Consider the following 24357-nt stretch of genomic DNA (forward strand, 5'->3'; position numbering starts at 1 on the left):
TGAGGAGGAGGCCGTGCCTGCCGGCGGTCCCGCAGCACGCCTGACTGTCGGTCTGTTCAGTGCAGGACGGGGATCGCGTCGTGTGTTTCGTCGACCTCAGGGGTCGTGGTGCGGCGGTCGAGCGGCTGTGGGGGCGTTTCGTCCGCGCAGACGGTGCCTCGGGCGGGCAGCGCCAGCGTGGTGAGGTAGGTGTCGACCAGGGTGCTGACGCATGCGCTGCGGTGGTAGGCGGTGTGCCCCTCGGCGTCGAAGGTGAGTAGTCGTCCGCTGGCCAGTGTCCTGGCCAGGGTTACGGCGTCTTGGTAGGGGGTGTCCGGGTCTCCGGTCGTGCCGAGTACCAAGATCGGGGCCGAACCCGCCGCCCGGTAGGAACCCTCGAAACGGCTTGGGCGTTCCGTCGGCCACTGGGCGCAGGTGGGTGCGTGGTTGTGGTCGTAGGTGGGGGGCCCGAGAGCGATCGGGGGTCCCAGCAGCGGGGCGGACGCGGTCTCGGCGGCGATCAGTGTGCGCAGGAGCGGCTGGCTGCTCGGATAGCGGCGGTCGGCGCACTCGACGGCCGTGTTGACGTTGAGGAAGTCGAATGATGCGGGCGAGGGAGGCGACAGGAGGAACGAGGCCTGCCGCGCTTGGGCGGATCGCAGTGCCTGCCCCAGATAGGGCCAGATTTCCTTGCCTGCGTTGATGTTGAACATGAGGCAGTAGGCCAGGGTGTAGCCGGTGGCCGGGCGCCCACTCGTGGTGATCACAGGGTGCGCGTCCAGATCTCGTTTCAGCTGTTCGAACGCCGGCCGTGGGTGGCCCTCACCGAACCCACAGGCCGCCACGTTGCGCCCGCACCAGTCCAGGAACCGGCCGACCGCTGCGTCGAGGGCGGCGAATTGCTCGGCGTCGTACGCGTAGGGCAGGTCCCCGTAGCGGCGCGGATCGTAGGCCCCGTCCAGGACCATGGCACGTACCCGCTCCGGGAACCGGGCGGCGTACACGGTGCCGACGTAGCTGCCGAAGGAACGGCCGTAGAAGGAGAACGTCTCCTCTCCCAGGGCCTGCCTGAGCAGGTCGATGTCGCCGGCGTTGGACCCGGTGCCGATGTACGGCAGCAGGTCCCCGGAGCGTTCCTGGCAGGCGGCGGCGAAGGCGGCGCCCTGCCGCAGGGCCTCCTTGAGGGCCCCCGGCCCCGGCGCACCGCGTGCACTGTCGACCGCGGCGGAGTACTGCGCGTCGTCCCAGCACTCGACCTGCCCGCTGCGCGCCACACCGCGCATGTCGTACCCGACGACGTCGAAGGTGTCGCGCAGGGAGGCGGGTAGCGCCCCGTAGCTGCTGCGGGCGAAGTTCACACCGGAGTTGCCGGGTCCCCCGGGATGCAGTATCAGGACGCCGGTGCGGCGCGTCGGATCGGCCGCCGCCCGACGGGTGACCGCGAGGGCGAGCGTGGGTCCGGCGGGCCGGAGGTAGTCCACCGGTACCCGGGCGGTCGCGCACTCGAAGCCGTCCTCCGCCCCGTCGCAAGCGCCCCAGGACAGCACCGGGACGGGCGGCGCCCCCGACGCCCCGGCCCCGGCCACCCCCGCCCCGGCTGCCGCGGCGGAGTGGGCGGCGTCGGCGGGGCCGGGTGTTCCGCCCAGGAGTGCGGTGACCGCGATCAGGACCAGGGATATCCCCCAGACCACGCGCTTGCGGGGGTCGTCGGCCAAACGGGTCATACGGCGCTCCTCCATCAGGGATGCTGCGGACCGGGCGACAACGTAGCGGCCGGCCACCGCCCCTGTCGGCCCGCCAGGAGTTGATTCCCGGCTACCGCCAGGGTTGTACGCCACCGGCCCCCGGCGACCGGGGACGGTGTGGGTCGCGGCCGGGGGAGGCGCCGCGTTCGTCCGTCCGGTGCCGGCGCGGTATCCGGGGCATGTCCGCACTGCGCCCGCCGCCGTCCGGAGTGACCATTGCCTCATGAACGCCCCAGAGCCGCTGTTCGAGGACGACGCGGCGGCCGAGCCGAGGAGTGGCCCGTGACCGAGCAGGTACTGGCGAGCTGGAACGAGGGCCCTGCCAGGCAGGCGGTCCTGGACTACGTCCGCGAGGCGACGACACCGGGCGCGGCGTACCTCGAGCCGGCCGAACGGATCGCCACGTTCGACAATGACGGCACGCTGTGGGTCGAGCAGCCGATGCCACCGCAGTTCGACTTCGTGTTCCGTACCTGGGAGGAGGAGGTGAAGGCCGACCCCTCGCTCGCGGCGCGGCAGCCGTACAAGGCGCTCGTGGAGCACGACCAGGGGTTCTTCGAGGGCCTGGCGACGCAGGAACCCGAAGCGGTGGCGACCTTGCTGGAGGCGTTCGCCCGGTCGTGGGCCGGCACGACACCCGAGGAGTTCGACGCGCGGGTGCGGGAGTGGACCCGGACGGTGCGTGACCCACGGTTCGGCGTCCCCTACGTGGAGCTGGTCTACCGGCCGATGCTGGAGCTGTTCGACCTCCTACGAGGACACGGGTTCCGGGTGTTCGTGTGCTCGGGCGGCGGCCGTGACTTCATGCGCGTGTTCGCCGAGGAAACCTGGGGGATCTTGAAGGAGGACATCATCGGCTCGGCGGCCGCCTACACCTACACCGGCGGCAGGATCGTCCGCTCCCACGAGCTCCTGGGCGGCCTGGACCTGGGGCCGGGCAAGCCGGAGCACATCTTCGCCCACACGGGCCGGCTGCCCGCCTTCGCGGGAGGCAACGCCGACGTCGACATCGAGATGCTCGAAAGCGCCGCGTTCGCCCTGCTCGTCCGCCACGACGACGACCAGCGCGAGTACGCCTACACCAAGGGCGCCGAGGCCTCGCTCGCCAGAGCCGAGCAGCTCGGCTGGACCGTGGTGAGCATGAAGAACGACTGGACGACCCTGTTCTGACCAGGAGGAAGCGTTGAACGACCTGACCGCCGTCGACGTGCTCGTCGACCCGGACGAGACCACCTTGCGCCACGCCCACGCTTGGAACGCCCGGATGCGCGAGAGCGTCCCGGACGGCTTCGCCCTGGACGCCTCCCACCGGCCGCACATCACCACCCTCCAGCGCTACGTCCGCACGGCCGACCTGGACGACGTCTACGACGCGGTCCACCGGACCCTGGCCGCGACCGACACGAGCGCCCTCTCCTACCAGGCCGTCGCCGTCAAGCACGCCGACTGGGGCGTGCCCGGCCAAGGCCTCGCGGTCATCCTCCTGCGACCCGGCCCGCAGGTCCTCGACTTCCAGGCCGCGCTGCTGGCTGCGCTCGCCCCCTTCACCAGGTCCGGCGGCACGGCCGCCGCCTTCGTCACCGACCCCGGCGAGGCCATCAGCGACAGCACCCTCGACTGGGTCGACGGCTACGTCCCCGCCCAGATCGGCCCCGACCGGTACACCGCTCACATCACCGTCGGCTTCGCCACCCTCGACGACCTCGAAGCCATCGAGGCCGAGCCGTTCGATGCCTTCGCCGTCCGCCCGGCCGGCGTCGCCGTCTACCAGCTCGGGAACAGTGGAGCCGCCCGCACGCTCCTCCGGAGCTGGCCCGTCCCGAACTGACCACGCCCCACCGCGAGCGCGGCCCGCGGCCCGCGCCCTGCTCATGCGGGCCTGGTCAGTGCGGCACAATCGCAGTCAACTGGGCGGGCAACGGTGAAGGGGTGGGGACGTGGGGCGTTTTGGCTGGCGAAGCCGACGCAAGGGCATACCGGACGAGCCGGCGCTGCTGGCTGCGGCTGCCGAGAACCCCGGTGGCAGCGTTGCCGAGATCGACCTGGCGTACATCGACGACCAGGACCGCTATGTCCCTCCCGAAGCGATTCGCGGCACGTGGTCGGTGGACAGCAGCGGGAAGCTGACGGGGGAGTACCAGAAGAACCCCCGTCACGGGGTGCCGCAGGACGACTTCAGCAAGCTCACCGATCCTGATCACTGGCTCGGCTGGCTCGGCGACGATCCCGCGAACGCCGTCAGGAAGGGAATCGAAGAGTCCTTGCGCGCCCAGGTGGCGGACGCGGTGGTCGAGTGGGTCAAGATCCTCGAAACGCCCCGCTTCCTCACGGGTGGGCGTCGACCTTCTGAGGACGAACAGATCGTGCTGGTCACCCGCGCGGCACTCGCCGCGCCGTTCGCCTTGTCCGTGCGCACGACGCAGCACGGGCGTTCCGTCCTCCTGGGGGTGTTCTCCTGGGCTGCGGTGAACCTGGCACCGCCCGAAGCCCGCAAGGACCGGCACTGGTTCGACTTGGGCGTCGGCCTGGACTGGGCCGGTGAACGGCTTCAAGAGCGGATCTACGAGATTCGAGATCGATGGTCAGGGCGGTACTACCTCCGGCTCGAGCGCGCGCGGCCCGCCCAGGGGCGATGGCGCGCTCGCACTCCGACGTTGGACCCTGCGGGCCGGCCGACCGCGTGGTGTTGACGAGTGGCATTACGGAGATTCAGACGTCCCAACCGAGGACATCCGCACACTGCTCGAAGTGGCGGCATGGAACGTGCGGGCCCGGGCCCGACGAGACCCGCGAGCCGCACTGGACCCGGTCGGCGCACGTTTCCTCAACCGAACCGTCAACGACCCTTTCGCCCCGGAGCATCTGCACTGCTGGCAACGGCGTATCGAGATCCGAGGCAGCCAGGACGCGGCCGGCCCGCCGAGCGCTCTCGGACCATCCGTCCCCGTCTTCCCGGCAGGCGGCGAGGTAGTCCGTTTCAGGCGCTACAGAGGTCGGGCTCGCCGTTGGCCGCGCGGACGCGGATCTGCCGGATGCGACCGCAGTTTCCGCAGCGGACGCACTCGCGGTGGTCCCGCGGGTAGCAGCCGGCGCGCCCGCCGGGCAGGCCGGTCTTCGCAGTGCTGCGGCGCCCTGCTCACCAGCGTAGCTTTGGTGGTAGGGCGGCTGGAGGACAGAGATCCCATGAATACAGCCATCCGCATCGAGGTCATGCCTGCGCGGCTTGGCGACGGCCTGCTCGTGGAGTGCGCCCGCCAGGGCGGGCAGCCTTGGCGCACGCTCGTCGACGGCGGTCCTCCGGGCACGCGGCCGCGGCTCGAACCCGACGATCGGGACATCGACGTCGCTGTGGTGACTCACATCGACGGCGACCACATAGGTGGCACGCTCCCGTTCCTGCAGAGCGAGTACGCCGAACACGTCCGCGACTACTGGTTCAACTACCGCACGGAGCCCGCCGCCCGGTGGGCCTCTCCGTCAGGTTCGGGCCGCTCGTTTCGCGAGGACCTACAGAGCATCCCCGGCCCCGCACGTGACGCCGCCGAAACGGCGCTCGCCAGACTGCCCGGCGACCCGCGGGCCCACTTCGACGCCTGCCTGGCCGACCTGGCCGCCGGAGACATCGCCGCCGAGACGCGGACGGAACTCGAAGGGGCGTTCGTCGAGACCCGGCCCGGCGCACCCGACGAAGGGATCCTCGAAGAAGCGGTCCGGAACGACCCCGTCGGGCTCCGCGTCCCGGTACGCCTCCGCGCACCGCCTGGTGGACCTCGTGGTGTGGGCCGCGATCGCCGCAGCCGACCAGGGCCGGCGTGTCGGGATGCCGCGGCTCCGCGCGGCTCTCGCCCTGCGCCGGGCCCCGATGGCGCGTGTGTCCGGAGACCAGGCGTCTCGGCGCAACCACCTCGAGCAGGCCATCGGCCCGACCCGGTCGCTGCTGTGCGACGGCGTCGGTCGCACCGTGGTCCCCCTGTGGCCGGTGGACGACTGGGTCACGCCCCTCACCCGAGCCGTTCGGCGGTGATGCGGAGCGCTACTGGGCACCGTTCGCCCTCGTCGAATGAACCGCAGGAGGCTTCCCATGACCGACACTCGGCAGGACACCGACACCCGCCGCAATCTCGTACTGTGCCTCGACGGCACCGCCAACGAGCCGGAATCCGGCAGCACGAACGTGGCCCGGATGTTCGATCTCGCCGTGAAGGACGACGTGCAGCTCACCTACTACGACCCCGGCGTCGGCACGATGGGCGCGCGGGGCGCAGTCACACGCCTGGGCAAGACGGCAACGCGGTGGGCCGGTCTCGTCGGCGGGCACGGGGTCAAAGAGAACCTGGAGGAGGCCTACACCTTCCTCATGCAGAACTACCGGCGCGGCGACCGGATCTACGTCTTCGGGTTCTCGCGGGGCGCCTACACCGGCCGGGCACTCACGGGGATGCTGCGCACGGTCGGGCTGCTCCGGCCGGGCACCGAGAACCTCGTGCCCTACGCGGTCAAGCTCTACGCCGCGAGCGGCCCGAAGGACATGACGGAAGAGCAGAAGCGCGCGTACTTCCGACTACGGCAGCAGTTCGCTCGCCGGTTCGGCAATCCCGACTTCCCCAATCCGTTCGACCGGGCCGACCACCAGGTTCACTTCCTCGGCGTGTGGGACAGCATCAAATCCGTGGGCTGGCTGAACTGGAAGGCGCAGATCGAGCAGGCCAGGTGGCCGTTCACCGCGAGCATCACGAACGTGACCACCGCGAGGCACGCGATCGCCATCGACGAGCGTCGGCGAACCTACAAGGAGTACCGCTTCCGGCCGGACGTCGTCGCCGCGTCCGAAGGCCGTTACGAGGAGATGTGGTTCGCCGGGGTGCACAGTGACATCGGCGGCCAGTTCCCCGACGACCACAGCCTTTCCGACATCGCCTTCGCCTGGATGGTCGAGGAAGCGGCCTCCACCGGTTTCCGGGTCGACCCGGCCGCCTATCGGCGGATGCTCGAGGTCAGGTACGGCGAGAAGCTGCCGGAAGACCGAGCCCTCGGCAGGATCCACCCCAACGAGAAGGCGTGGTGGCTGCTGGGAGGCTGGCGCACGCGTCCCATCCGGCCGACCGACTCCGTACATCCCAGCGTGCGGTACCGCATCGACCACACCGAGGGCGGCGACTCTCCGTACGGCCCGGCGCTGCCCTCATGAGGCACCGGCACCGGCACCGGCAGCGCAGCGGCGCCACCGCCTGTTCGCGAGCGGCCCCGGGCGTGCGGCGCGTCGGCCACCGGCGGGTTCCCGACCACCGGTAGCCGCCCGGGGGCCGGTCCGTCAGCCGGTGCGGCGGGCGGGCGGATCCGGTGCGCCGCCGATGAGTTCCCGCACCAGCGCGGCGACCTGCTCGGACTCCAGCAGGAAGCCGTCGTGCCCGTACGGGGAGCGGATGATCCGCACCTCGTCCGCGGAGGGGATGCCGGCTGCGAGTTCCTCCTGCTGGGCGAGGGGGTAGAGGCGGTCGGAGTCCACACCGGCGACCAGCGTCCTGGCCGTGACCCGGCCGAGGGCCGTGCGGATGCCGCCGCGGCCCCGCCCGATGTCGTGGGTGTTCATGGCCTCGGCCAGGGCGACGTAGCTGGCCGCGTCGAACCGGCGGACGAGCTTGGCGGCCTGGTGGTCGAGGTAGGACTCGACGCGGTACCGGCCGCCGAGCTGAGGCTGCTCCCCGTCCTGGGGGAGGTGTCCGAAGCGGGCCTGGAGTTCCCCGGCCGACCGGTAGGTGATGTGCGCGATGCGGCGGGCGATGCCCAGTCCCGTGTGGGGCCCCCGTCCGGCTCCGGCGTCGTGGTAGTCGCCGCCCCGCCAGAGGGGGTCGGCGCGGATCGCGTGGACCTGCGCGGTGGCCCAGGCGATCTGGTCCGCGCTCGCCGCCGCGGGGCAGGCGAGCAGCAACAGCGCGGCCACGCGCGAGGGTTCACCGACCGCCCACTCCAGCGCCCGCATCCCGCCCATGGAACCCCCGGTGACCAGCGCCCAGCGTTCGATGCCGAGCGCGTCGGCGAGCCCGGTCTCGGCGCGCACTTGATCGCGCTGGGTCAGCCGCGGGAAGGAACCGCCCCAGGACCGACCGCCGGGGCCCGGGGAGGCGGGCCCGGTACTTCCCTGGCAGCCGCCCAGGACGTTCGGCGCCACCACGAACCACCGGTCCGTGTCCAGTGCCCGGCCCGGGCCGACCAGCGCGTCCCACCAGCCCGCGGTCGGGTGACCGGCGCCGGCGGCGCCCGCGACATGGCTGTCGCCGGTCAGCGCGTGCAGCACGAGCACGGCGTTGGAACGGTCGATCGCGAGCCGCCCCCAGGTCTCGTACGCCAGCCGCACCCCCGGGAGCACCCCGCCCCCCTCCAACTCCAGCGGCCGTGAGCGCCGGTGCCACCGGCGGCGGCCGGGCGGGTCCCCCTCCCGCCACGCACCGGTGGCGGGAGGGGGGACCGTGGTGGTCGGGGCCGCGGGGACGGTGCTCAGGACGCTTCCTTCGCGGCGCGGAACCCGGCTTCCAGGTCGGCCTTCAGGTCGGCCGGGTTCTCGATGCCGACCGACAGGCGCACCAGACCCGGGGTGGTGCCGGTGGCGGCCAGCTGCGCCTCGTCGAGCTGGCTGTGGGTGGTGGAGGCCGGGTGGATGACGAGGCTTCGGACGTCGCCGATGTTCGCGAGGTGGCTGAACAGTTCCAGCCCGTCCACGAACCGCCGGCCCGCCTCCACGCCGCCCCGCAGCTCGAACGAGAGCACGGCGCCGGCGCCGCGCGGCAGGTAGCGGCGCCCCGCTTCGTACCAGCGGCTCGACGGCAGGCCGGCGTAGTGGACCGCGGACACCTCGTCGCGCTGTTCGAGCCACTCCGCCAGGGCCCGGGCGTTCGCCGAGTGCCGCTCCAGCCGCAAGCTCAGCGTCTCCACGCCCTGGAGCAGCAGGAACGCCGAGTGCGGTGCGATGGCGGGGCCGAGGTCGCGCAGCAGCTGCACGCGCAGCTTGACGGCGTACGCGCCCGCTCCGAGTGCGGGCCAGTAGCGCAGGCCGTGGTAGCTGGGATCGGGTTCGGTGAAGTCGGGGAAGCGCTCGGGGTGCGCGCCGAAGTCGAAGGTGCCCGCGTCGACCACCACACCGCCGATGGTGGTGCCGTGTCCGCCGAGGAACTTGGTGGCCGAGTGGACGACGACGTCCGCCCCGTGCTCGATGGGGCGCAGCAGGTACGGGGTGGGCACGGTGTTGTCGACGATGAGCGGCAGGCCCGCCGCGTGCGCGACGTCGGCCACGCCGCGGACGTCGAGGACGTTGCCGCGCGGGTTGCCGAGGGTCTCCGCGAACAGTGCCTTGGTGTTCGGCCGTACGGCGGCCCGCCACGCGTCGAGGTCGTCGGGGTCCTCGACGAAGGACACCTCGATGCCGAACTTCGGCAGGGTGTGCCGGAACAGGTTGTACGTGCCGCCGTAGAGGGAGGCGCTGGAGACGATGTGATCGCCGGCCGAGGCGACGTTCAGGAGCGCGAGGGTCTCCGCGGCCTGTCCCGAGGCGAGGGCGACGGCGGCGACACCGCCTTCGAGGGCTGCGACGCGCTGTTCGAGGGCGTCCTGGGTGGGGTTGTGGATGCGCGTGTAGATGTTGCCTGGTTCGGCCAGGGAGAAGAGGTCGGCGGCGTGCTGGGTGTCACGGAAGACGAACGAGGTGGTCTGGTAGATCGGGACCGCGCGGGCGCCGGTGGCCGGGTCGGGGGCGGTGCCGGCGTGGAGCTGCTTGGTCTCGAACGACCAGGCCGGCGTCCCGGCTCCGGAGTGCTCGCTCTCGGGGGTGTGACCTGCGGTGACGGCGTCGATGGGCTGGGTCATGGGTCTCCTCGGAGGTGAGGGTGAACAGTGGGACGGCAACCGGCAACCGGCAACCGGCAACCGGCAACCGGCAACCGGCAATCGGCAACCGTTGGCCGTGAGCAGGCAACCGCTGACCGGCCACTGGTACGTGGCCACTGGTACGCGTGAGGGAGGCCGGTGCCCTGGGGATGGGCGCGGGCAGGGGGAGACGGCGCGGGCGGCGCGCGGGGGAGTTCACCGTGGAGTCGCGCTCCGGTACCGAACGGTTCCCGTCCGGCAGCCGTGGCCGCAACCGCCGCAATGGCCACGAGCGAGGGCGTGACTGCCTACGGCGGGTACGCGGGGTGCGAGGTGGAAGCCGCGGGTCGATGCCGCGCGGCGCCGCGTCAGCTGGTGACGGGACAACCCGTGGTCGTGACACGCACGTAGTCGACGTGGCGACGGGTCACGAGTACGGTCATGGCCCCAGATAACCACAGGCGGGGTGGGATGCACCAGGTGTTTCAGTCAAACCGGTGAGATGGCCACCCGGCCCCGGCACGGGACGAGCGCCACCCGTCGACACTTCCTGATCTCTGCAACTCCCCTGCGCGTCATGCCCTATGACGGATGGCCGCATGTGTCGAACTAGAAGCGTGCGGTCGCGTCCGTGACCGGGCACGGCAGGCAGGGTGGCGCAATACCGTCGGGGGACGCTCGGCGGACCGAAGGGGTCCTCCGGCGTCTCAGTCGGACGGGTTTCGCCTCGCGGCATCGGCCTGCCGCCATTGCTCGGCCGCCTCGATCATGGTCCGGCCGACGTGCTCGAAGAAGTGGCCTATGTCTTGCATCCGGGTGCCGGCGGGCGTCGTGGCACCGAGGACCTGGGCGCCGCGCAGGGCGAAGTCGGCCAGCATGGCGTTCTGACGGGCGCTGGCCATCCAGCCGCGGAACCAGGCGTCGGCGTCGATCACGTACCGGTCGCGTCGCCGACCGGTGTCGCGTTCGCGCCTGATGAGTTCCTGCTGTTCGAGTTCGCCGACGGCCTTGGAGACGGACGCCGGGCTGACCTGGAGGCGCTGGGCGAGCTCAGTGGCGGTCAGGCTGCCTCCATCGGTGACGTACAGGCACGTCAGCACTCGGGCGGTCATCCGGGGGAGACCGGTACCGACCATCATCGCCGTGAACTGTTCCTCCAGTTCGAGGACGGCCTCCGGGTCGCGTCCGTGCGTGGCGATCGCGGTCGGGGCGGCGGCCGGGGCCGTGGGCTGCTTGCGGCGGCGGGCGCGCCCCGTGGTGGCGCGATGGGCCGCGTCGGCCCGATAGGCGGAGGGGCCGCCGTTGCGGGCCACCTCCCGGGTGACGGTGGAGATGGGCCTGCCCAGGCGCCCGGCGATGTCGGTGTAGCTGAGCCCTTCCCCCAACCCTTCGGCGATCGCCTGTCGCTCGTGGTGGGTCAGTCTGCCTCCGGGCATCGGCATTGCCTCCGTGTCGGGTCCGCGTGTGCGGCCAGTATTGCTTTTACAGTCAGGTCATTGCAAGTCTCCTCTCGTCGCATTTGCATTCGACTTCATTGTCATTGCAAGAGTTCTGCGTCTTGACCTGCACGAATGCCAACAGGGCCATTCTTTTGATTGACGAAAGAGTGAAAGCAATTTAGCTTTTAGTCATTCGCGAACAAGCGATGTGAATCGAGCCGGCCCGGACGAGGGCTGCTCGTCGCCCTGATCGGAGCCCCTCATGACGTCCTTGCTCACGCCCGTGCGCGGCTGGCACCGGCCGCTGGTGGTCTGCACCGCGCTCATGTTCGGCCTGGTGCTCGTTTCCGGCGTGGGAACCATCGTCGACGGGAGGACGCTGCTGGACGAGTCGGTGTGGGTCAAGCCGCTCAAGTTCGGCTTCGCCTTCGGTCTCTACGCGGGCACGCTGGCATGGCTGCTGACCAAGCTGACCAGAGGCCGGCGGCTGGGACGCTGGCTGGGCACCGTCTTCGCGGTGGCCGCCACCGTGGAGGTGGGCGCCATCACCGCCCAGGCGGCGCGAGGCACCTTCAGTCACTTCAACGCAGGCCAGAGCGACCCGATCACCCTGGCCCTGGTCCCCCTCCTCACCTTCGGCGTGATGGTCATCGTCATCGCGCAGTTGGTCCTCGCGGTCGTCGTCCTGATCCAGCGCACGGGCGGGGCAGCACTGAACCGCGCCATCCGCTCCGGTCTCGCGCTCGCCACCTTCGGCATGGTCGTACCGGTCTTCTGGATGGTCACCGAGATCCACTCCCGGACGGTGACCGACGCCAACGGTCACCCCGTGCAGATGTACCAGGGCCACGGCATCGGCGACCCCGACGGCCACGGCATGCCCCTCACCAACTGGAGCGTGAGCGGCGGCGACTTCAGGGTTCCGCACTTCTTCGCGCTGCACGGCATCCAGGTGCTCCTCCTGATCGCCGCGGTACTGGCCGCCCTCGCCGCCGAGCGCGTCTGGCTGCGCGACGAGAAGGTACGGGCCCGCCTGGTCGGCAGTGCCGCCCTCGGCTACACGGGGCTGGTCGCGGTGGTGACCTGGCAGGCGTGGCGCGGACAGTCCCTGATCCATCCGGACGCCGCGACCCTCCTCGCCCTCGCCGCGGTACTGCTGCTCACGGTGGGGACCACGGCGCGAGCGATCGTGGCCGCCAAGCGCGCCGCAGCCGAGCGCACCACAGCCGACCACGCCAGGGCCGAGTGCATCACGGCGCAACCGGCCGGGATTCCTGAGCCCGCCCGACTGGCGAGCTGACACCACTTTCCTGATCCGACCCACCGACCCACCGAGCCCGAAATCCCGAAAGGAAGACCGACATGACCAGTCACTTCTCCACCGAGGCGACCGCAGAGGGCACGCCGGCGGTCCCGGCAGCGGCCATCACGGCCACTCCTGACCGTGCCGTACTGCAGCAGGTCCTGGACCGCGCCGCAGCCCCGGGCGGCGCTCCCGGCGTCGTCGTCGACGTACGGGACGGCCACGGTACGTGGTTCGGCTCGGCAGGCGTCTCCGACACCGGGACCGGGGAGGAGCGCCGGCCGTCCGAGCGGTTCCGGATCGGGAGCACGACGAAGGCGTTCACGGCCGCGCTGGTCCTACAGCTGGCGGCCGAGGGCAGGCTGGGCCTCGACGACACGATGGAGCGGTGGCTGCCCGGGATGGTGGCGGGCAACGGCTACGACGGCCGTGCGATCACCATCCGGCAGCTGCTCAACCACACCAGCGGCATCTTCAACTACGGCAACGACGCCCAGTTCTTCACGAAGGGCATCGGTGCGGCGTGGTTCCAGCACCGCTACGACACCTACGCCCCCGAGCAGTTGATCAGGATCGGTCTGGCCACCCCACCGTCCTTCGCTCCGGGGGAGGCCTTCCTGTACTCCAACACCAACTACTTCCTGGCCGCCCTGATCGTCGAGAAGGTCACCGGCGGGACGCTCGCCGAGGCGCTCACCCGGCGGATCGTCCACCCGCTGGGGCTCACCGGGACCTACCTGCCGGGCACGGAACCGGACATCCGAGGGCCGCACCCCCGGCACTACTCCACCCTCTTCGCCTCCGACGCCCGGCCCGAGGTCCACGACGCGACCGAGATGAACCAGTCCTTCGCCTGGGCGGCCGGCGGCGTCATCTCGACCACCGGCGACCTCCAGCGCTTCTTCGGCGCGCTGCTCCAAGGCCACCTGCTGCCGGCCGAACAGCAGCAGGAGATGTTCACCACCATCGACACCACGGGACCCGTCCCGTGGATCCCCGGCACCCGGTACGGCCTGGGCGTGTTCTCCTGGGCGCTGCCGTCGGGCGTCACGGTCTGGGGCAACGCGGGTGCGACGTACGGCTCGTGGACCTGCGCCATGGGCTCCCGTGACGGCAAGCACCTGCTCGCCAGCCAGGTCAACGGAGACTGGAGCGGCCTGGGCGTCTTCGGTGAGGTCCTCACCACCGAGTTCGGGGCGGCCGGCGGCAGCTGACGGCGCCGACGGCCGGGAGCTCCCGTACGGCGGAGGCTCCGCAGGCCCTGCCCTTGCCCTTCCCTTCCATGGGCCGGACGCGTACAGGACGGTACGCGTCCGGCCCGGACCGCGTCGCGCGTACGCCCCGTCGCGTACGAGTGGACGCGTTCGGGCTTTGCTGCTTCGAACCCCTGGCCATGGCGACATCAAAGGTGTCATGATGACATCATGAGTGGCGTTGAGCGTACGAATGGCGAGCCCCCGGTCGGGTTCCTGCTGTACGAAGTCATCCGCAGCCTGTGGCCGCTCCACCGCACGGTCGTGCGTGCCGTGGAGCGGGAGCTCATCGGAACGGGCATGACGGCCGGTCAGCACGCGGTGATCGACGAATTGCGCAGGGGCGGCCCTCGGACCGTCCCCCAACTGGCCCGTCTGCTGGGCCTGGACCGGCAGCCGGTCCAGCGCCTGGTGAACGACGCGACGGCCCTGGGGCTGGCCGAGAGCGCCCCGAACCCGGAGCACCGGCGTTCGCACCTGATCCGGCTCACCCCGAAGGGGGAAGCCACCATCAGCAGCATCCAGGAAGCCGAGGAAGCCGAACTGCGGCGCCGCCTGGTCGATCTTTCCGCAGACGACGTCAAGACGGCCCTGAAAGTGCTCCGCCGCCTCGGCGAGGAATTCAAAGAGCTCGCGCAAGACGCCCCACCGCACCCGACGGACCGAGGAGCCGACACACCATGACGCACGCGCGGATTCACCCGGTCACGGCCGGCACCGTACCCGTCGAGGCGGGCCAACTCTTCTACGAGTCGGCCGGCGAAGGACCCGCCGTCGTACTTCTGCACGGCGGCATGCTCGACCTGAACATGTGGGACGAGCAGTTCTCGTGGCTCGCGGGCCGGGGATACCACGTCATCCGCTATGACGCCCGCGGCCACGGACGTTCCTCCACGGTCACTCAGGACTACGCCAACCACGACGACGTGCAGGCCCTGCTCACCCACCTCGATGTTCCTTGCGCCACGCTCATAGGACTTTCCCTCGGGGCCCGGACCGCCCTCGATACGACGATGGCTCATCCGGAAAGCGTGTCGGCACTGGTTCTCGCCTCGCCCGGGGTGAGCGGCCGGCCGTTCACCGACCCGTACGTCGCGCACCACACCGCACAGCAGATGGCCGCGGTGGGCGACCGGGAAGGCGGTGCGCAACGGTTCGTGGAGCACTTTCTCCGGATGTGGGTGGACGGGCCGTTCCGTCAGCCTTCCCAGGTCGACCACGGCCTGCGCGAGCGGATGCGCGCGTCGGCGTCCGCGAACGTCGTGCGGCACGCCGACGGCCTCGGGGCGGGCGTACCCAGGGAGGTCGGGGCGGCGGACCGGCTGGCCACCGTCGCCGTGCCCACTTTGGTCCTCGACGGAGAACTCGACAGCAGCGACATTTCCTCCAACGCCCGGGCCATTGCCCGGGCCGTTCCGGGCGCCCGCCGCCAACGCTTCGCTTCGGCCGCCCACATGGTCAACCTCGAGAGCACGGAACCCTTCAACCTCGCGGTCGAGTCCTTCCTCGCGCCCGTGATCGGCCCCGGCTGACCACGTCCGGGGCGGGGCGGCCGTGCGCGCCGTAGCGGGAGAGAGTGCGGTTCCCCTCGCGGTGTCCGTGTTACCCGGGCTCTGTGCGTGATCGGCGTGGCAGGGGCGGGCATCACGGGGGTTGATCGTCTGGCGTGCCCGGGCTGGCCTACCGCTCGGCGGGTCGCTGTTCTCCTGCTGAGATCCGGTATACGACGTTCGGGCGCAGCGGGCCGGCGGGGACGCTCATGTCGTCGTGGTCCTCGGCGGGGTCATGGGTCATGCCCAGGCGTTGCATGACTGCCTGGGAGCGGAGGTTGGTGGCCGTGGTTATGGCCAGGATCTCCGGCAGTGCGAGGGAGTTAAAGCCGAAATCCAGGGCTGCGAGGGCAGCTTCGGTTGCGTATCCGTGCCCCCACGCCGTGCGGGCCAGGCGCCAGCCCACCTCGATCCCCGCGAAAGGCATGTCTTCGTCGACCGGATCGAGCCCGGTGAAGCCGATGAACTCGCCCGTCGCTGCGACCTCCACCGCCCACCAGCCCCAGCCTCGCGCGTCGAGGTCGGCTTGGAAGCGGGCCGCGGACCTTTCGCTCTGCTCACGGGTGAGTACATCCGGAAAGTGTTCACGGACTTCGGGATCGGCATTCATCGCCGCCCATGGGGCGAGGTCGCTGTCTTGCCATCCGCGAAGGACGAGGCGTTCGGTACGTAGTTCAGGCATGGCGTCAACCTAACGTGGCCACCGAGCCGCGGGCGATCGAAAAAGAAAGGGGGAACGAGCGTCAGCCGCGAGCTACAGGGCGGTGGTTCAGGGGGCGGGCGGGGTCGTCGTGTTGCGGGTTTGCCTGATGAGGACGGCGGTGGCCCGTTCCAGGAGTGTGCAGAGCGTGGCGTGTTCGGAGGGTGTGAACGCGTCGGTGAGTGCCTCTTCGAGGACGGCCACTTCCCGGTAGGCGCCGTCGAGGAGCGCCTGGCCCTCGGTGCTCAGGGTCGCGATCTGTACCTTGGCGTGCACGGGGGAGCTTTCGCGGCGAATGAGTCCCTTGCCTTCCATGTTGGTCAGCACGCTGCTCATGCTCTGCTGGGTCACCCCGCAGGAGCGGGCCAGTTGGGCGCCGGACATGCCGCCTTCACGCGAGAGGGCCAGCAGCACGGTGTACTGCGTCATGGTCAGCCCGTAGGTGCGCAGCACCGCCTCGTGGTGCGCCATCAGCGCCTGTTCGGACCGCCTGATCCGGGTGCAGAGGGACTCGTCGACCGGGGTCTCCATCACGCACTCCCATTCCATTAACAGGTTCATGGGTTGACTCAGGAACCTTATATACCTACTGTCTCGACTGTAAGGATACTGAGTCAGCACAAGGGGTTGTGACTATGAAGGCTGTTCTCCTCGATGCCGAGGATCGCTACCGCGTCGCTGAACTCGACGAGCCCACGCCCGGCCCCGGCCAGGTGGCGATCAAGGTCGCCTACGCCGGGATCCAGTGGGGGGACATCATGGTTCGCGACGGCCACTTCCCGGTGCCGCGGCCCTTCGTTCCCGGCTTCGAGGCGTCCGGGCACATCATCGCGGTCGGCGAGGGCGTCGACCCGGGCCGTGTCGGAGTGCCCGTCACAGCGCTGACCACGGCGGGTGCCTATGCCGAGGTGGTCGTGGCGCCTGCCGTGCTCAGCCTGGACGTCGGTGATCTGCCGCTGCGATCGGCCGCGGGGCTCGGCTGGGGCGCACCGACTGCCTACGACCTGATCAACACCACCGCACGGGTCCGGCCGGGCGAGAGCGTGTTGATCCATGCCGCGGCCGGCTCGGTCGGCACGCTCGCCGCCCAGTTCGCCCGGCTGGCCGGAGCCGGCCGGATCGTCGGTGTCGCCGGTAGTCCCGCCAGGGCCGAGTACGCCACCCGGTTCGGATACGACCACATCGTCCTGCGCAAGGACTTCCCGGCCGGGCTCGACGGCGAACGCTTCGACGTGATCCTCGACCCGGTCGGCGGTGCTACCCGCCGCGCTGCTCTGGGGCAGTTGACGGCCCATGGTCGACTCGCGGTGTTCGGCAACCTCGCCACCTTCGAATCCGTCCCGGCCGACACGGGTGATCTGCTCATGAACGGCAGGTCGCTCCTGACGTACAACAGCAACCTGCTCGGCAGCACCCACCCCGAGCGCCTCGCCGACAGTGCCCGCCGTGCGCTCGCTCTCGTGGCGGACGGGTCGGTACGCGTCGACGTCACCGCCGAATACGGCCTGGCGGACCTGGCCACCGCCGTACAGCGCCTCGCCGAGGGCGCCACCCACGGCAAGAGCGTGCTGCGCATCGCCTGACGCCGCGCCGGTAGCCGTAGCCGTCGGCCCCGCCCCCGCCCCCTCCGTGCAGGGGAGTACGGCTCAGGGCATTTCGTCCGGGTCGCAGGTCGCGCGGCGTAGCCCGATGGTGCGTAGGGCCCGCATCAGCCCCTCCTCGTCGCCTGCGCGGACGAGGTGGACGGCCCCGTCGGCGCAGGCGACGTCGAGGTCGCCGGGGGCTGCTTCCGCTCTCGTGCGGAGCACCACACCGCTCGGCGGGTCAAGGGCGCGTACTCCCTGGAACACGCCGAGTGCGGCCGGGTCGTCAAGGAAGCCACCGGACAGCGTCAGCACGGTGATGTCGGGGAGCAGTACCCGGGCGTGCGCGAGCGCGATGTCGGGTGTGTGGGCGTAGGAGATGACTCGGAAGTGGGGGTTGCGCTGGATCCGCGACCGGAGCAGTTCCAGCTCCGTGCCTTCCGCTACGCCGACTACCAGGACTGTCATCACAGTCCCTCATCCTCCGTCGTGGGGGTGGGTCCGTCGAGCGGGGCGCGCCGACTCGACGGGCTCACTGGTCAGCCCGGTGTGGATCCGCTCGTACGCGTCGCAACGCGTAGGAGCGGATCCGTCGGTCTACCCTGCAGATCCACCGTCCGGGAGGAGTGGCAGATGACCGGCACGACGACCCTCGACCTCGGACCGCAGGCCCGGATCGTGGCCCGTCTTGCGGCCGCCGTCCCCGACGCCCGACTCGCCGATCGGACGCCGTGCCCCAAGTACACGGTCGGTGACCTGTTGGGTCACCTCGTGGGCCTCTGCGTCGCTTTCCGTGACGCCGCTCGTAAGGACCTCGGTGCCACGACCGACACGCCTCCCGGTGGGGCCGCGCTCCTTCTGCCGGCCCGCTGGCGCGAGGACCTGCCCAGGGTCCTTGGCGAACTGGCGGAGGCCTGGCAGGACCCGGCCGCCTGGACCGGCATGACCCGCGCGGGTGGTGTGGACCTGCCCGGCGCTATTGCGGGGGCGGTGGCCGCTGACGAGCTGGTGGTGCACGGGTGGGACCTGGCCCGGGCCACCGGCCAGCAGTACGTACCCGATCGGGCCGCGCTGCGCGCCTCGCACGCTTTCCTGCTGGCGGCCGCGCAGGAGGAGGGCCGTGGCGGGGGAGCCTTCGGGGCCGTCGTGCCCGTACCGGACGACGCCCCGCTACTGGACCGGGCCGTCGGCCTGAGCGGGCGCGATCCGGCCTGGACGCCGCCGTCGTCCTCGTGACGCAGAGCGCCCGGCGCGGCCGGCACGGATTCCGCGCGGTCTTCCTCTTGTCGTGGGGCGGTTTCGGTATCCGGCCGGCTGTCTCGAAGGGGGCACGGTCGATCACGGTCGGTGAGATCCGAGTGCTTCGGGGGTGACCCGCCCCATAGGGCCCACGTCACAAACGAACCGGGATAGTAGCCCCGAAGGGCTCCTTGTCGACCCTTGATATGGGCCCCCACCTGTGCGGATTCTTCCGGGACCGTTGTGCCGCTGGTGGTCGCTGACTGCGAGGGACGTTAGTAAGAGGGGTCGTTGCCAGGGGGTCGGGCCGTCTGTAGAACTGGATGAGTCGCCAGGCGGCACGGGTGCTTCACCCGCCGCCGACGAACCCCTCTCCACCGCGTGAGTGGCTCACGCATGTCTTCGACATGCCTGCGACCGCCCTTGTTCCCTGTGGAAGGTACATCCGTGTCCAACGCCATCATCCGCCGCATCGCCGTCTCGAAGAAGGCCCTCGCGGGCACCGTCGTCGCCCTGGGCGTCGCCGGTTCCATGCTGGCCACGGTTCCCGCTCAGGCGGCCCCGATGAGTGCCAAGGCGATCGCGCAGCAGATGATCAAGGACCCGGCCCAGTTCGCCGCGTTCGACAAGATCATCTCCCACGAGAGTGGCTGGGACTACACCGCGACCAACGCCTCTTCCGGCGCGTACGGCCTGGCCCAGGCCCTGCCGGCCTCGAAGATGGCCTCCGCGGGTGCGGACTGGAAGACGAACCCGGCCACCCAGATCAAGTGGGGCCTGGACTACATGAACGACCGCTACGGCAGCCCGGTCGGCGCCTGGAACTTCTGGTCCGCCAACCACTGGTACTAAGCCACCAGCGGACGACCAAACCGACGAGAACGCCCGGCCCGGACTTCCCGGCCGGGTGTTCTCGCGTCCGCGGCCACCAGCACGTCGTCAGGGGAAACGGCTCCCACCCGTACCGGCACGGCGACGGGAGAGGAGGACGAGGGCGATCGTGAGTGAGGGGTGATGGCAGGGCCCGGTCCCGGCATCGGCCCCGGGTGGACGGGAGTGGGCAGTGCTGGACAGTTTCTGACCCGGTAGGGCATGGAGAGTGGACACTGCTCGACGTGAGTCTGTGCTCCATGGAGGCCGCGCTTGTACCGGCGGCTGATACCACTGGATCTGACTTCCCTGGAGCATTCGCCATGACGTCTCGCGCTCTGCGTACTCTCACCGTGTTGACCGCCACCGCTACCCTCTGCGCCACCGCCGCCACCGCCGCCACCGCCGCCGTTGCTGCTCCTGCCAGCGGGCAGGACAGCGGTCGGCGTACGTCGGGGATCGTGGCTGCTTGGGCTCGTGCTTGGAACGGTACTGACCCCCAGGCTCTTGGTGCCCTGTTCACTGCCGATGGCACCTACACCGACGAAGCCGTTGGTGTCTCCTTCCGTGGGCGCAAGGAGATCTCTGGGTGGAAGGCCCGTGCCGACACCCTCATCGAGAACGTGCATGTCACCATCCGCACGACTCGTCTGGACGGCGACCGCGTCACGGTCCGGGCCGTTTATTCCGGTCATCTCAAGGGTGCGCCCAAGCCCTTTGCCGTGCCGATGACTACCCGGCTCGACCTGGACAAGAACCATTGCCGGATCGCTGTTGACCAGGATCACTACAGTCTGGCCACCGTCCTTGCCCAGTCCGGCCTGCCCGCCGACTGGACCCCGCCCACCAGCTGACACCAGCGTCCGTAGCGGAGGCGTTCGTGGGCCGGCTTCCCGGAATGCCGGTTGGCCGGTTCTGCGGTGCGTCCCTCAGTGGGCGCGGCGTTGACCGAGGTGCAGCGCGAGTCCGGCGGCGGCGAGTCCGGCGGCGGTCGCGGCGGTGATGCCGGCTGCCATGAAGCCGTTGCGTGACCGCCAGGACAGTACTGACCAGCGGGACTGTGCGGACAGCAGTGAGCCCGTGCTGAGCCAGGAAGCGGCGCTGAGCGCGGACAGGGAGGAGCCGATGGAGGCGGCGGAGAGAGCGCTGCCCACGGAGCCGATGGATAGCACCGAACCTACCGAGCCGATGGACAGCACTGAGCCCACCGAGCCGATGGACAGTACCGAGTCCTTCGACCAGAGGGAGAGGTAGGAGCCGTTGCTGCGGCACCACGAGTCCGTCCGTGCGCGAGATGTGGTCACGGGCCCATCCTGGCAGGGAGGGGATGTGCGGGGGGTTGGTACTCGCCGGTTCGGGTCGTTCGTGTGGCTCTTGCTGCCGGGAGCCGGATGGGTTGCTGGCTTTGGGGTGGGCGGAGCCGACCGGAGTCGAACCGGTGTCCTCGCGGTGTTGGAGACCACGCGCGTCGACCTCTGCGCTACGGCTCCGCCCGTTTCGGGATCGTAGCCGGTGCTGCTCGGTAGCCGGGTTGGGTAGCTGGTGGTGCTGGGTGGCTGGTGGTGTGCGACGTCAGGTCGGTACACCTCCTGGCACCCTCCGGTATGGGCGCGGCCCGGGGGTGTATCGAGTTCTTCTGGACAGCCGCACCCGAGAATGTCCGGTTATCGATTCTGTGGGGGGAACACCGCGTGGGTTTTCGTCGGTTGACCGGAGGGAACTGAGTCGCGTTCCGCGCGACCTGGTTCGACTGGCAGAGCGACGGCAAGGAGAAATCGTGCGCGTACTGTTTACTGGACCGGCTGCAGCCGGCCATCTCTTCCCGATGATCCCGACCGCGCAGGCCTTACGTGCTGCTGGCCATGAGGTGTTGTTCGCGGGCTCGCGGCCGCTCGATCAGCTTCGCGAGAGTGGCTTTCCGATAGTTGAGATCGGTGACGGCCGCAGCATCCGCGACGTCTTTGAGCAGTCCACGGGCGAAGAAGTGCGCTACGTCGCACCGGACATGACCACGGATCAGATTCTTGACCGGGCGGCTCACGGCTTTGCGCTCGCTTCCCGCTCGACTGTGGATGGTTTGTTGGAGGTTGCCGATAGTTGGCGTCCTGACCTGCTGGTTTTCGATTCTTTTCAGGCTTCGGCTCCGTTGGTCGCGGCTAAACTCAAGATTCCCTCGGTGGTCCACAACTTTGGTGTCACGTCAGGCCTTGACATGGTCGCCCGGCTTGCCGCCAACTTTACTGAGGCGTATGGGACGTACGGGGTGGCCGGTCCTGCCGTGCCCACTGCGCTGAACGTCGTTCCCGCTTCGCTGGGCGGTGACCCGGGTGGCCTGCGCGTGCGCTACCTTCCCTACAACGGTGGCGGCTCCGTTCCCGCCGAGTTGCTCCGGCGCGGTAGCCGTCCGCGCATCGCCATCACCCTAGGTACTGTGCTCACGGAGTTGGACGGTGTCCGCGCCATCGTTCGTCTGATCGAGGCTGCCGCGTCGGTGGACGCCGAGTTTCTGCTGGCGGTCGGTGACGCCGACCTCGGAGCGCTCGGTACCCTCCCGGACAATGTCCGCCCGCTGCCCTGGGTCCCGCTCGCCGAGCTGCTGACCAACTGCGACGCGTTGATCCATCACGGCGGCTCGGGCACGCTGCTGACCGCTCTGCAGGCCGGTACGCCCCAGCTCCTGCTTCCCCAGGGCGCCGACCACTTCACCAACGCCGACGCGCTCACCGCCACCGGGGCCGCCCTGCGCTGTGCCTCCGAGGACGTCGATGCCTCGCTGCTGACCCGCCTCATCGGCGATCCGGGGCTGCGTGAGGCGGCGGCTCGCCTCCGGGCGGAGAATGCGGCTCTGGCGACTCCGGCCGAAATGGTTCCCGCGTTGGAGGCTCTGGCCGCCTCATGAGAAGCCCGGGCGGTTGGCCCTGCGGGGCTCGCTTGGCCGCCGCCCGGGCCCGGCCGCCGCTCGGAGCCCGGGGCCCGCCGCGGGCGCCGGGCTCCGGGTGTGGCTCGGGGTTCAGTAGGTGTCGGCCGCGCTCGCGGCGGGCAGTGGGGTGTGGCTGACCACGGCCGTGAGTTCGAGGGGGAGTTCCGTGTCGTGTTGCCCGACGGTGAGGCCGATCCAGCGGCCGGCGTCCGGGACGGGCCACGCCTGCAGGCTGCCGGCGCTCTGGGAGAGGCGCTCGATCAGCTCCGGGGCCCTCCTCCCCTCGTAGCCGGCCGTCAGGTACGACCACAGGTCGACGACGAGTGGATCACCCCAGCGCACGGTGAGGGCCGCGGCGAGGGCATCGAGCGCGGCGCTCATCTCCGCGTCGGCCCGCTGCAAGGCCTCGTGGTATTCGTCGTCCCAGAAGTCCTGGCTCGTGCGTAGCACCCGGACGACGTGGGTCGGGCTCCCGTAGCCGGTGGCGTCCTCGAAGTCCGTCGCCGGGAAGGGCTCGGTGATCATCTCGTCGATGATCGGTAGGTAACGGGCAAGCGCTTCTTGCACGACGGTTTCCAGCTCAGCGGTGGTCATACACACAAGGTACGAGCCGGGTCGGACAACCCGCGCAGTGAGCCGCAGGCCACAGCCCGCGGTCGCGGCCGGGTCCGCAGCCCCAGCCCAGGCCGGAGCCCTAGCCGGGGCCGGGTCCCCGAGCCGCAGCCGGGACTGAAGTCCGGCTTGGGGTCGGGGTGTTCGGCTCAGTTGTTGGTGAGGGTGTGGTTGAGGAGGGGGAGCAGGCGGTTCCAGTGGTGTTGTAGTGCGGCGGGGTTGAAGGCGTCGGTGTCGGACATGGTGAAGCCGTGGATGGTGTCGGGGTAGATCTCGCAGGTGTAGTCGAGGCCGGCGGCCTTCAGGGCCCGGTCGAGCGTGCCGAGGTCCTCGGGCGTGATGTCGGATGCGGCGTGGCCGAGGTGGACCTGGGCGGTCAGCGTGGAGAGGAGGCGGCGCAGGTTGTCGGGCCCGTCGGCGCCCACGGGGCTGTGGAACGCGGCGACGGCGGCTACCTGGCCGGGGTGGGCCGCGGCGGTGTGCATCGCTAGGAGTCCGCCGATGCAGTAGCCGGTCACTGCAACCGGGCCGGCGTCGACTCCGGGCCGACTGGTGAGGAACGTGAGGTAGGCGTCGGCGTCGCGCAGGACACGTTCGGTGGTGTGGGCCTCGATCAGGGGCATCAGCTGGGCGAAGACCGCGGGCCGGGCCTCTTCCCCGATGTGCTCGGGAAGGTCGATCACCGGTGTCGGGCCGTGCCGGTAGAAGAGGTTGGGGACGAGTACGTAGTACCCGTGCCCGGCGAGTTCGAGGGCCATCTCCCGCAGCACGGGCCGGATGCCGAAGCCGTCCGGGTACATCAGTACCCCCGGGTGCCGTTGCCGTTCGCCGTGGTCGGGGAAGGCGGCGAAAGCGTCGGCCAGGCCGTCTGGGGTGGGGATCGACAGGGTCGTGATGGGCATGAGTTCTCCAGTCGTGATCGAGGTGGTCGATGCGTCGAACCTGTGGTCAACACGACGGAGGCGGAGCCCGCGCAGCGGCGCGGCCTCCTCGCTCGAACCGGGGGCCCACACCGGCCCGTACGGCGCTCAGCGGAGCACCGGGTCACCGATCCGTGTGTGGCGCAATGCCGTCCCGGGAGTCATCACTGCCCACTCTAACCATCGGACGGATCCGTTCGCGAGGACGATCTAGGCCAACACCCCCGTTCCTGAACCCGGTCGACGCCCCCGCTCCACGCGGCGGGTGCCCCCGGCCACTACGTGGCGAGCAACCCCGGCTCTGCGCGGCGGGCAGCCCGGCTCCGCGCGGGGTATCCCGGCTCCGCGCGGCGCGCGCCCCGGCTCCGTGTGGCTGGAACTCGCCCG

Annotated in this window: 24 protein-coding genes, 1 tRNA gene and 1 pseudogene; 15 read left to right on the top strand and 11 right to left on the bottom strand. The window is 70.3% G+C overall.

From position 1 onward, the window contains the following. Positions 1-56 precede the first annotated feature (56 nt). The gene (locus OG386_RS41685) at positions 57-1703 is read right to left on the bottom strand and encodes an alpha/beta hydrolase (RefSeq protein ID WP_328792522.1); all 1647 of its coding nucleotides are present in this window, start codon (positions 1701-1703) and stop codon (positions 57-59) included. 303 nt (positions 1704-2006) lie between these two features. Here OG386_RS41685 and OG386_RS41690 point away from each other — a divergent pair, with 303 nt between their 5' ends. From OG386_RS41690 to OG386_RS41710, 6 genes and pseudogenes are all read left to right on the top strand, one after another. Further along, the gene (locus OG386_RS41690) at positions 2007-2894 is read left to right on the top strand and encodes an HAD family hydrolase (RefSeq protein ID WP_328792523.1); all 888 of its coding nucleotides are present in this window, start codon (positions 2007-2009) and stop codon (positions 2892-2894) included. Positions 2895-2907: 13 nt separating this feature from the next. Further along, positions 2908-3552, top strand: coding sequence for a hypothetical protein (locus tag OG386_RS41695; RefSeq protein WP_327387787.1), 645 nt, complete (start codon positions 2908-2910; stop codon positions 3550-3552). Between the two features lie 109 nt (positions 3553-3661). Further along, positions 3662-4414 (top strand): hypothetical protein, encoded by a 753-nt coding sequence (locus OG386_RS41700; protein ID WP_328792524.1) that lies wholly within the window; start codon positions 3662-3664, stop codon positions 4412-4414. Between the two features lie 520 nt (positions 4415-4934). Continuing rightward, positions 4935-5117: pseudogene (locus tag OG386_RS47075) on the top strand (MBL fold metallo-hydrolase); the annotation flags it as partial. Between the two features lie 370 nt (positions 5118-5487). After that, the gene (locus OG386_RS41705; protein ID WP_328792525.1) at positions 5488-5748 is read left to right on the top strand and encodes a hypothetical protein; all 261 of its coding nucleotides are present in this window, start codon (positions 5488-5490) and stop codon (positions 5746-5748) included. A gap of 57 nt (positions 5749-5805) precedes the next feature. After that, positions 5806-6912, top strand: coding sequence for a DUF2235 domain-containing protein (locus OG386_RS41710; RefSeq protein ID WP_328792526.1), 1107 nt, complete (start codon positions 5806-5808; stop codon positions 6910-6912). 123 nt (positions 6913-7035) lie between these two features. Here OG386_RS41710 and metX read toward each other — a convergent pair whose 3' ends face one another. The 3 genes from metX to OG386_RS41725 all read right to left on the bottom strand — a co-directional run bounded on the left by metX (position 7036) and on the right by OG386_RS41725 (position 11017). Next, positions 7036-8223 (bottom strand): homoserine O-acetyltransferase MetX, encoded by a 1188-nt coding sequence (gene metX, locus OG386_RS41715; protein ID WP_328793542.1) that lies wholly within the window; start codon positions 8221-8223, stop codon positions 7036-7038. Continuing rightward, positions 8220-9581, bottom strand: a complete 1362-nt coding sequence (locus tag OG386_RS41720; protein WP_328792527.1) for a bifunctional o-acetylhomoserine/o-acetylserine sulfhydrylase — start codon at positions 9579-9581, stop codon at positions 8220-8222. Before OG386_RS41720 ends, metX begins: the two co-directional genes overlap by 4 nt. Before the next feature lie 707 nt (positions 9582-10288). Continuing rightward, positions 10289-11017, bottom strand: coding sequence for a GbsR/MarR family transcriptional regulator (locus tag OG386_RS41725; protein ID WP_328792528.1), 729 nt, complete (start codon positions 11015-11017; stop codon positions 10289-10291). 265 nt (positions 11018-11282) lie between these two features. Between OG386_RS41725 and OG386_RS41730 the strand changes: the two genes are divergently transcribed. The 4 genes from OG386_RS41730 (at position 11283) to OG386_RS41745 (ending at position 15108) form a co-directional block, all read left to right on the top strand. Further along, positions 11283-12320 (top strand): hypothetical protein, encoded by a 1038-nt coding sequence (locus OG386_RS41730; RefSeq protein WP_328792529.1) that lies wholly within the window; start codon positions 11283-11285, stop codon positions 12318-12320. Between the two features lie 62 nt (positions 12321-12382). Continuing rightward, positions 12383-13537: a serine hydrolase domain-containing protein gene (locus OG386_RS41735; RefSeq protein ID WP_328792530.1), complete on the top strand. Its 1155-nt coding sequence runs from the start codon at positions 12383-12385 to the stop codon at positions 13535-13537. Between the two features lie 210 nt (positions 13538-13747). Then, positions 13748-14260 carry a MarR family winged helix-turn-helix transcriptional regulator gene (locus OG386_RS41740; RefSeq protein ID WP_328792531.1) on the top strand — a complete coding sequence of 171 codons (513 nt, stop codon included), beginning with the start codon at positions 13748-13750 and terminating at the stop codon, positions 14258-14260. Beyond that, on the top strand, positions 14257-15108 hold the full coding sequence (locus OG386_RS41745) for an alpha/beta fold hydrolase (protein WP_328792532.1): 852 nt from the start codon (positions 14257-14259) through the stop codon (positions 15106-15108). Before OG386_RS41740 ends, OG386_RS41745 begins: the two co-directional genes overlap by 4 nt. 148 nt (positions 15109-15256) lie before the next feature. Here the strand turns inward: OG386_RS41745 and OG386_RS41750 are convergent, their stop codons facing one another. Both OG386_RS41750 and OG386_RS41755 read right to left on the bottom strand, forming a co-directional pair. Continuing rightward, positions 15257-15808, bottom strand: coding sequence for a GNAT family N-acetyltransferase (locus OG386_RS41750; RefSeq protein WP_328792533.1), 552 nt, complete (start codon positions 15806-15808; stop codon positions 15257-15259). Positions 15809-15895: 87 nt separating this feature from the next. Next, positions 15896-16387 (bottom strand): MarR family winged helix-turn-helix transcriptional regulator, encoded by a 492-nt coding sequence (locus OG386_RS41755; protein WP_328792534.1) that lies wholly within the window; start codon positions 16385-16387, stop codon positions 15896-15898. Positions 16388-16461: 74 nt separating this feature from the next. On the opposite strand from OG386_RS41755, the gene OG386_RS41760 reads away from it, so the two are divergent. Beyond that, entirely contained in the window at positions 16462-17409 is a 948-nt protein-coding gene (locus OG386_RS41760) for a quinone oxidoreductase family protein (RefSeq protein WP_328792535.1), read from the top strand. Between the two features lie 63 nt (positions 17410-17472). Here OG386_RS41760 and OG386_RS41765 read toward each other — a convergent pair whose 3' ends face one another. Beyond that, a complete protein-coding gene (locus tag OG386_RS41765) occupies positions 17473-17877 on the bottom strand; it encodes a hypothetical protein (protein WP_328792536.1) in 405 nt (134 codons plus the stop codon). 165 nt (positions 17878-18042) lie between these two features. Between OG386_RS41765 and OG386_RS41770 the strand changes: the two genes are divergently transcribed. The 3 genes from OG386_RS41770 (at position 18043) to OG386_RS41780 (ending at position 20372) form a co-directional block, all read left to right on the top strand. Further along, a complete protein-coding gene (locus OG386_RS41770; protein ID WP_328792537.1) occupies positions 18043-18645 on the top strand; it encodes a TIGR03086 family metal-binding protein in 603 nt (200 codons plus the stop codon). A gap of 450 nt (positions 18646-19095) precedes the next feature. Then, positions 19096-19500, top strand: coding sequence for a transglycosylase SLT domain-containing protein (locus tag OG386_RS41775; protein ID WP_405786054.1), 405 nt, complete (start codon positions 19096-19098; stop codon positions 19498-19500). Between the two features lie 374 nt (positions 19501-19874). After that, positions 19875-20372 (top strand): nuclear transport factor 2 family protein, encoded by a 498-nt coding sequence (locus tag OG386_RS41780; RefSeq protein WP_328792538.1) that lies wholly within the window; start codon positions 19875-19877, stop codon positions 20370-20372. 75 nt (positions 20373-20447) lie between these two features. Here the strand turns inward: OG386_RS41780 and OG386_RS41785 are convergent, their stop codons facing one another. After that, on the bottom strand, positions 20448-20822 hold the full coding sequence (locus tag OG386_RS41785; RefSeq protein ID WP_327380797.1) for a hypothetical protein: 375 nt from the start codon (positions 20820-20822) through the stop codon (positions 20448-20450). Between the two features lie 111 nt (positions 20823-20933). Further along, positions 20934-21008, bottom strand: a tRNA-Trp gene (locus OG386_RS41790). A 287-nt stretch (positions 21009-21295) separates the two neighbouring features. On the opposite strand from OG386_RS41790, the gene OG386_RS41795 reads away from it, so the two are divergent. Continuing rightward, entirely contained in the window at positions 21296-22417 is a 1122-nt protein-coding gene (locus OG386_RS41795; RefSeq protein WP_328792539.1) for a nucleotide disphospho-sugar-binding domain-containing protein, read from the top strand. 111 nt (positions 22418-22528) lie between these two features. Here the strand turns inward: OG386_RS41795 and OG386_RS41800 are convergent, their stop codons facing one another. Together OG386_RS41800 and OG386_RS41805 are read right to left on the bottom strand one after the other, a co-directional pair. Next, on the bottom strand, positions 22529-23032 hold the full coding sequence (locus OG386_RS41800; RefSeq protein ID WP_328792540.1) for a hypothetical protein: 504 nt from the start codon (positions 23030-23032) through the stop codon (positions 22529-22531). A 167-nt stretch (positions 23033-23199) separates the two neighbouring features. Beyond that, positions 23200-23952, bottom strand: coding sequence for a dienelactone hydrolase family protein (locus OG386_RS41805; protein ID WP_328792541.1), 753 nt, complete (start codon positions 23950-23952; stop codon positions 23200-23202). Between the last annotated feature and the right edge of the window lie 405 nt (positions 23953-24357).

It is taken from the genome of Streptomyces sp. NBC_00273, from assembly GCF_036178145.1.
GTDB lineage: Bacteria > Actinomycetota > Actinomycetes > Streptomycetales > Streptomycetaceae > Streptomyces.

Coding starts and splice junctions, on each gene's coding strand:
- OG386_RS41800 (WP_328792540.1), bottom strand. CDS start 23,032: ATGACCACCGCTGAGCTGGAAACCGTCGTGCAAGAAGCGCTTGCCCGT.
- OG386_RS41770 (WP_328792537.1), top strand. CDS start 18,043: ATGACCGGCACGACGACCCTCGACCTCGGACCGCAGGCCCGGATCGTG.
- OG386_RS41755 (WP_328792534.1), bottom strand. CDS start 16,387: ATGAACCTGTTAATGGAATGGGAGTGCGTGATGGAGACCCCGGTCGAC.
- OG386_RS41760 (WP_328792535.1), top strand. CDS start 16,462: ATGAAGGCTGTTCTCCTCGATGCCGAGGATCGCTACCGCGTCGCTGAA.
- OG386_RS41720 (WP_328792527.1), bottom strand. CDS start 9,581: ATGACCCAGCCCATCGACGCCGTCACCGCAGGTCACACCCCCGAGAGC.
- OG386_RS41750 (WP_328792533.1), bottom strand. CDS start 15,808: ATGCCTGAACTACGTACCGAACGCCTCGTCCTTCGCGGATGGCAAGAC.
- OG386_RS41745 (WP_328792532.1), top strand. CDS start 14,257: ATGACGCACGCGCGGATTCACCCGGTCACGGCCGGCACCGTACCCGTC.
- OG386_RS41805 (WP_328792541.1), bottom strand. CDS start 23,952: ATGCCCATCACGACCCTGTCGATCCCCACCCCAGACGGCCTGGCCGAC.
- OG386_RS41710 (WP_328792526.1), top strand. CDS start 5,806: ATGACCGACACTCGGCAGGACACCGACACCCGCCGCAATCTCGTACTG.
- OG386_RS41735 (WP_328792530.1), top strand. CDS start 12,383: ATGACCAGTCACTTCTCCACCGAGGCGACCGCAGAGGGCACGCCGGCG.
- OG386_RS41725 (WP_328792528.1), bottom strand. CDS start 11,017: ATGCCCGGAGGCAGACTGACCCACCACGAGCGACAGGCGATCGCCGAA.
- OG386_RS41765 (WP_328792536.1), bottom strand. CDS start 17,877: ATGACAGTCCTGGTAGTCGGCGTAGCGGAAGGCACGGAGCTGGAACTG.
- OG386_RS41685 (WP_328792522.1), bottom strand. CDS start 1,703: ATGACCCGTTTGGCCGACGACCCCCGCAAGCGCGTGGTCTGGGGGATA.
- OG386_RS41740 (WP_328792531.1), top strand. CDS start 13,748: ATGAGTGGCGTTGAGCGTACGAATGGCGAGCCCCCGGTCGGGTTCCTG.
- OG386_RS41730 (WP_328792529.1), top strand. CDS start 11,283: ATGACGTCCTTGCTCACGCCCGTGCGCGGCTGGCACCGGCCGCTGGTG.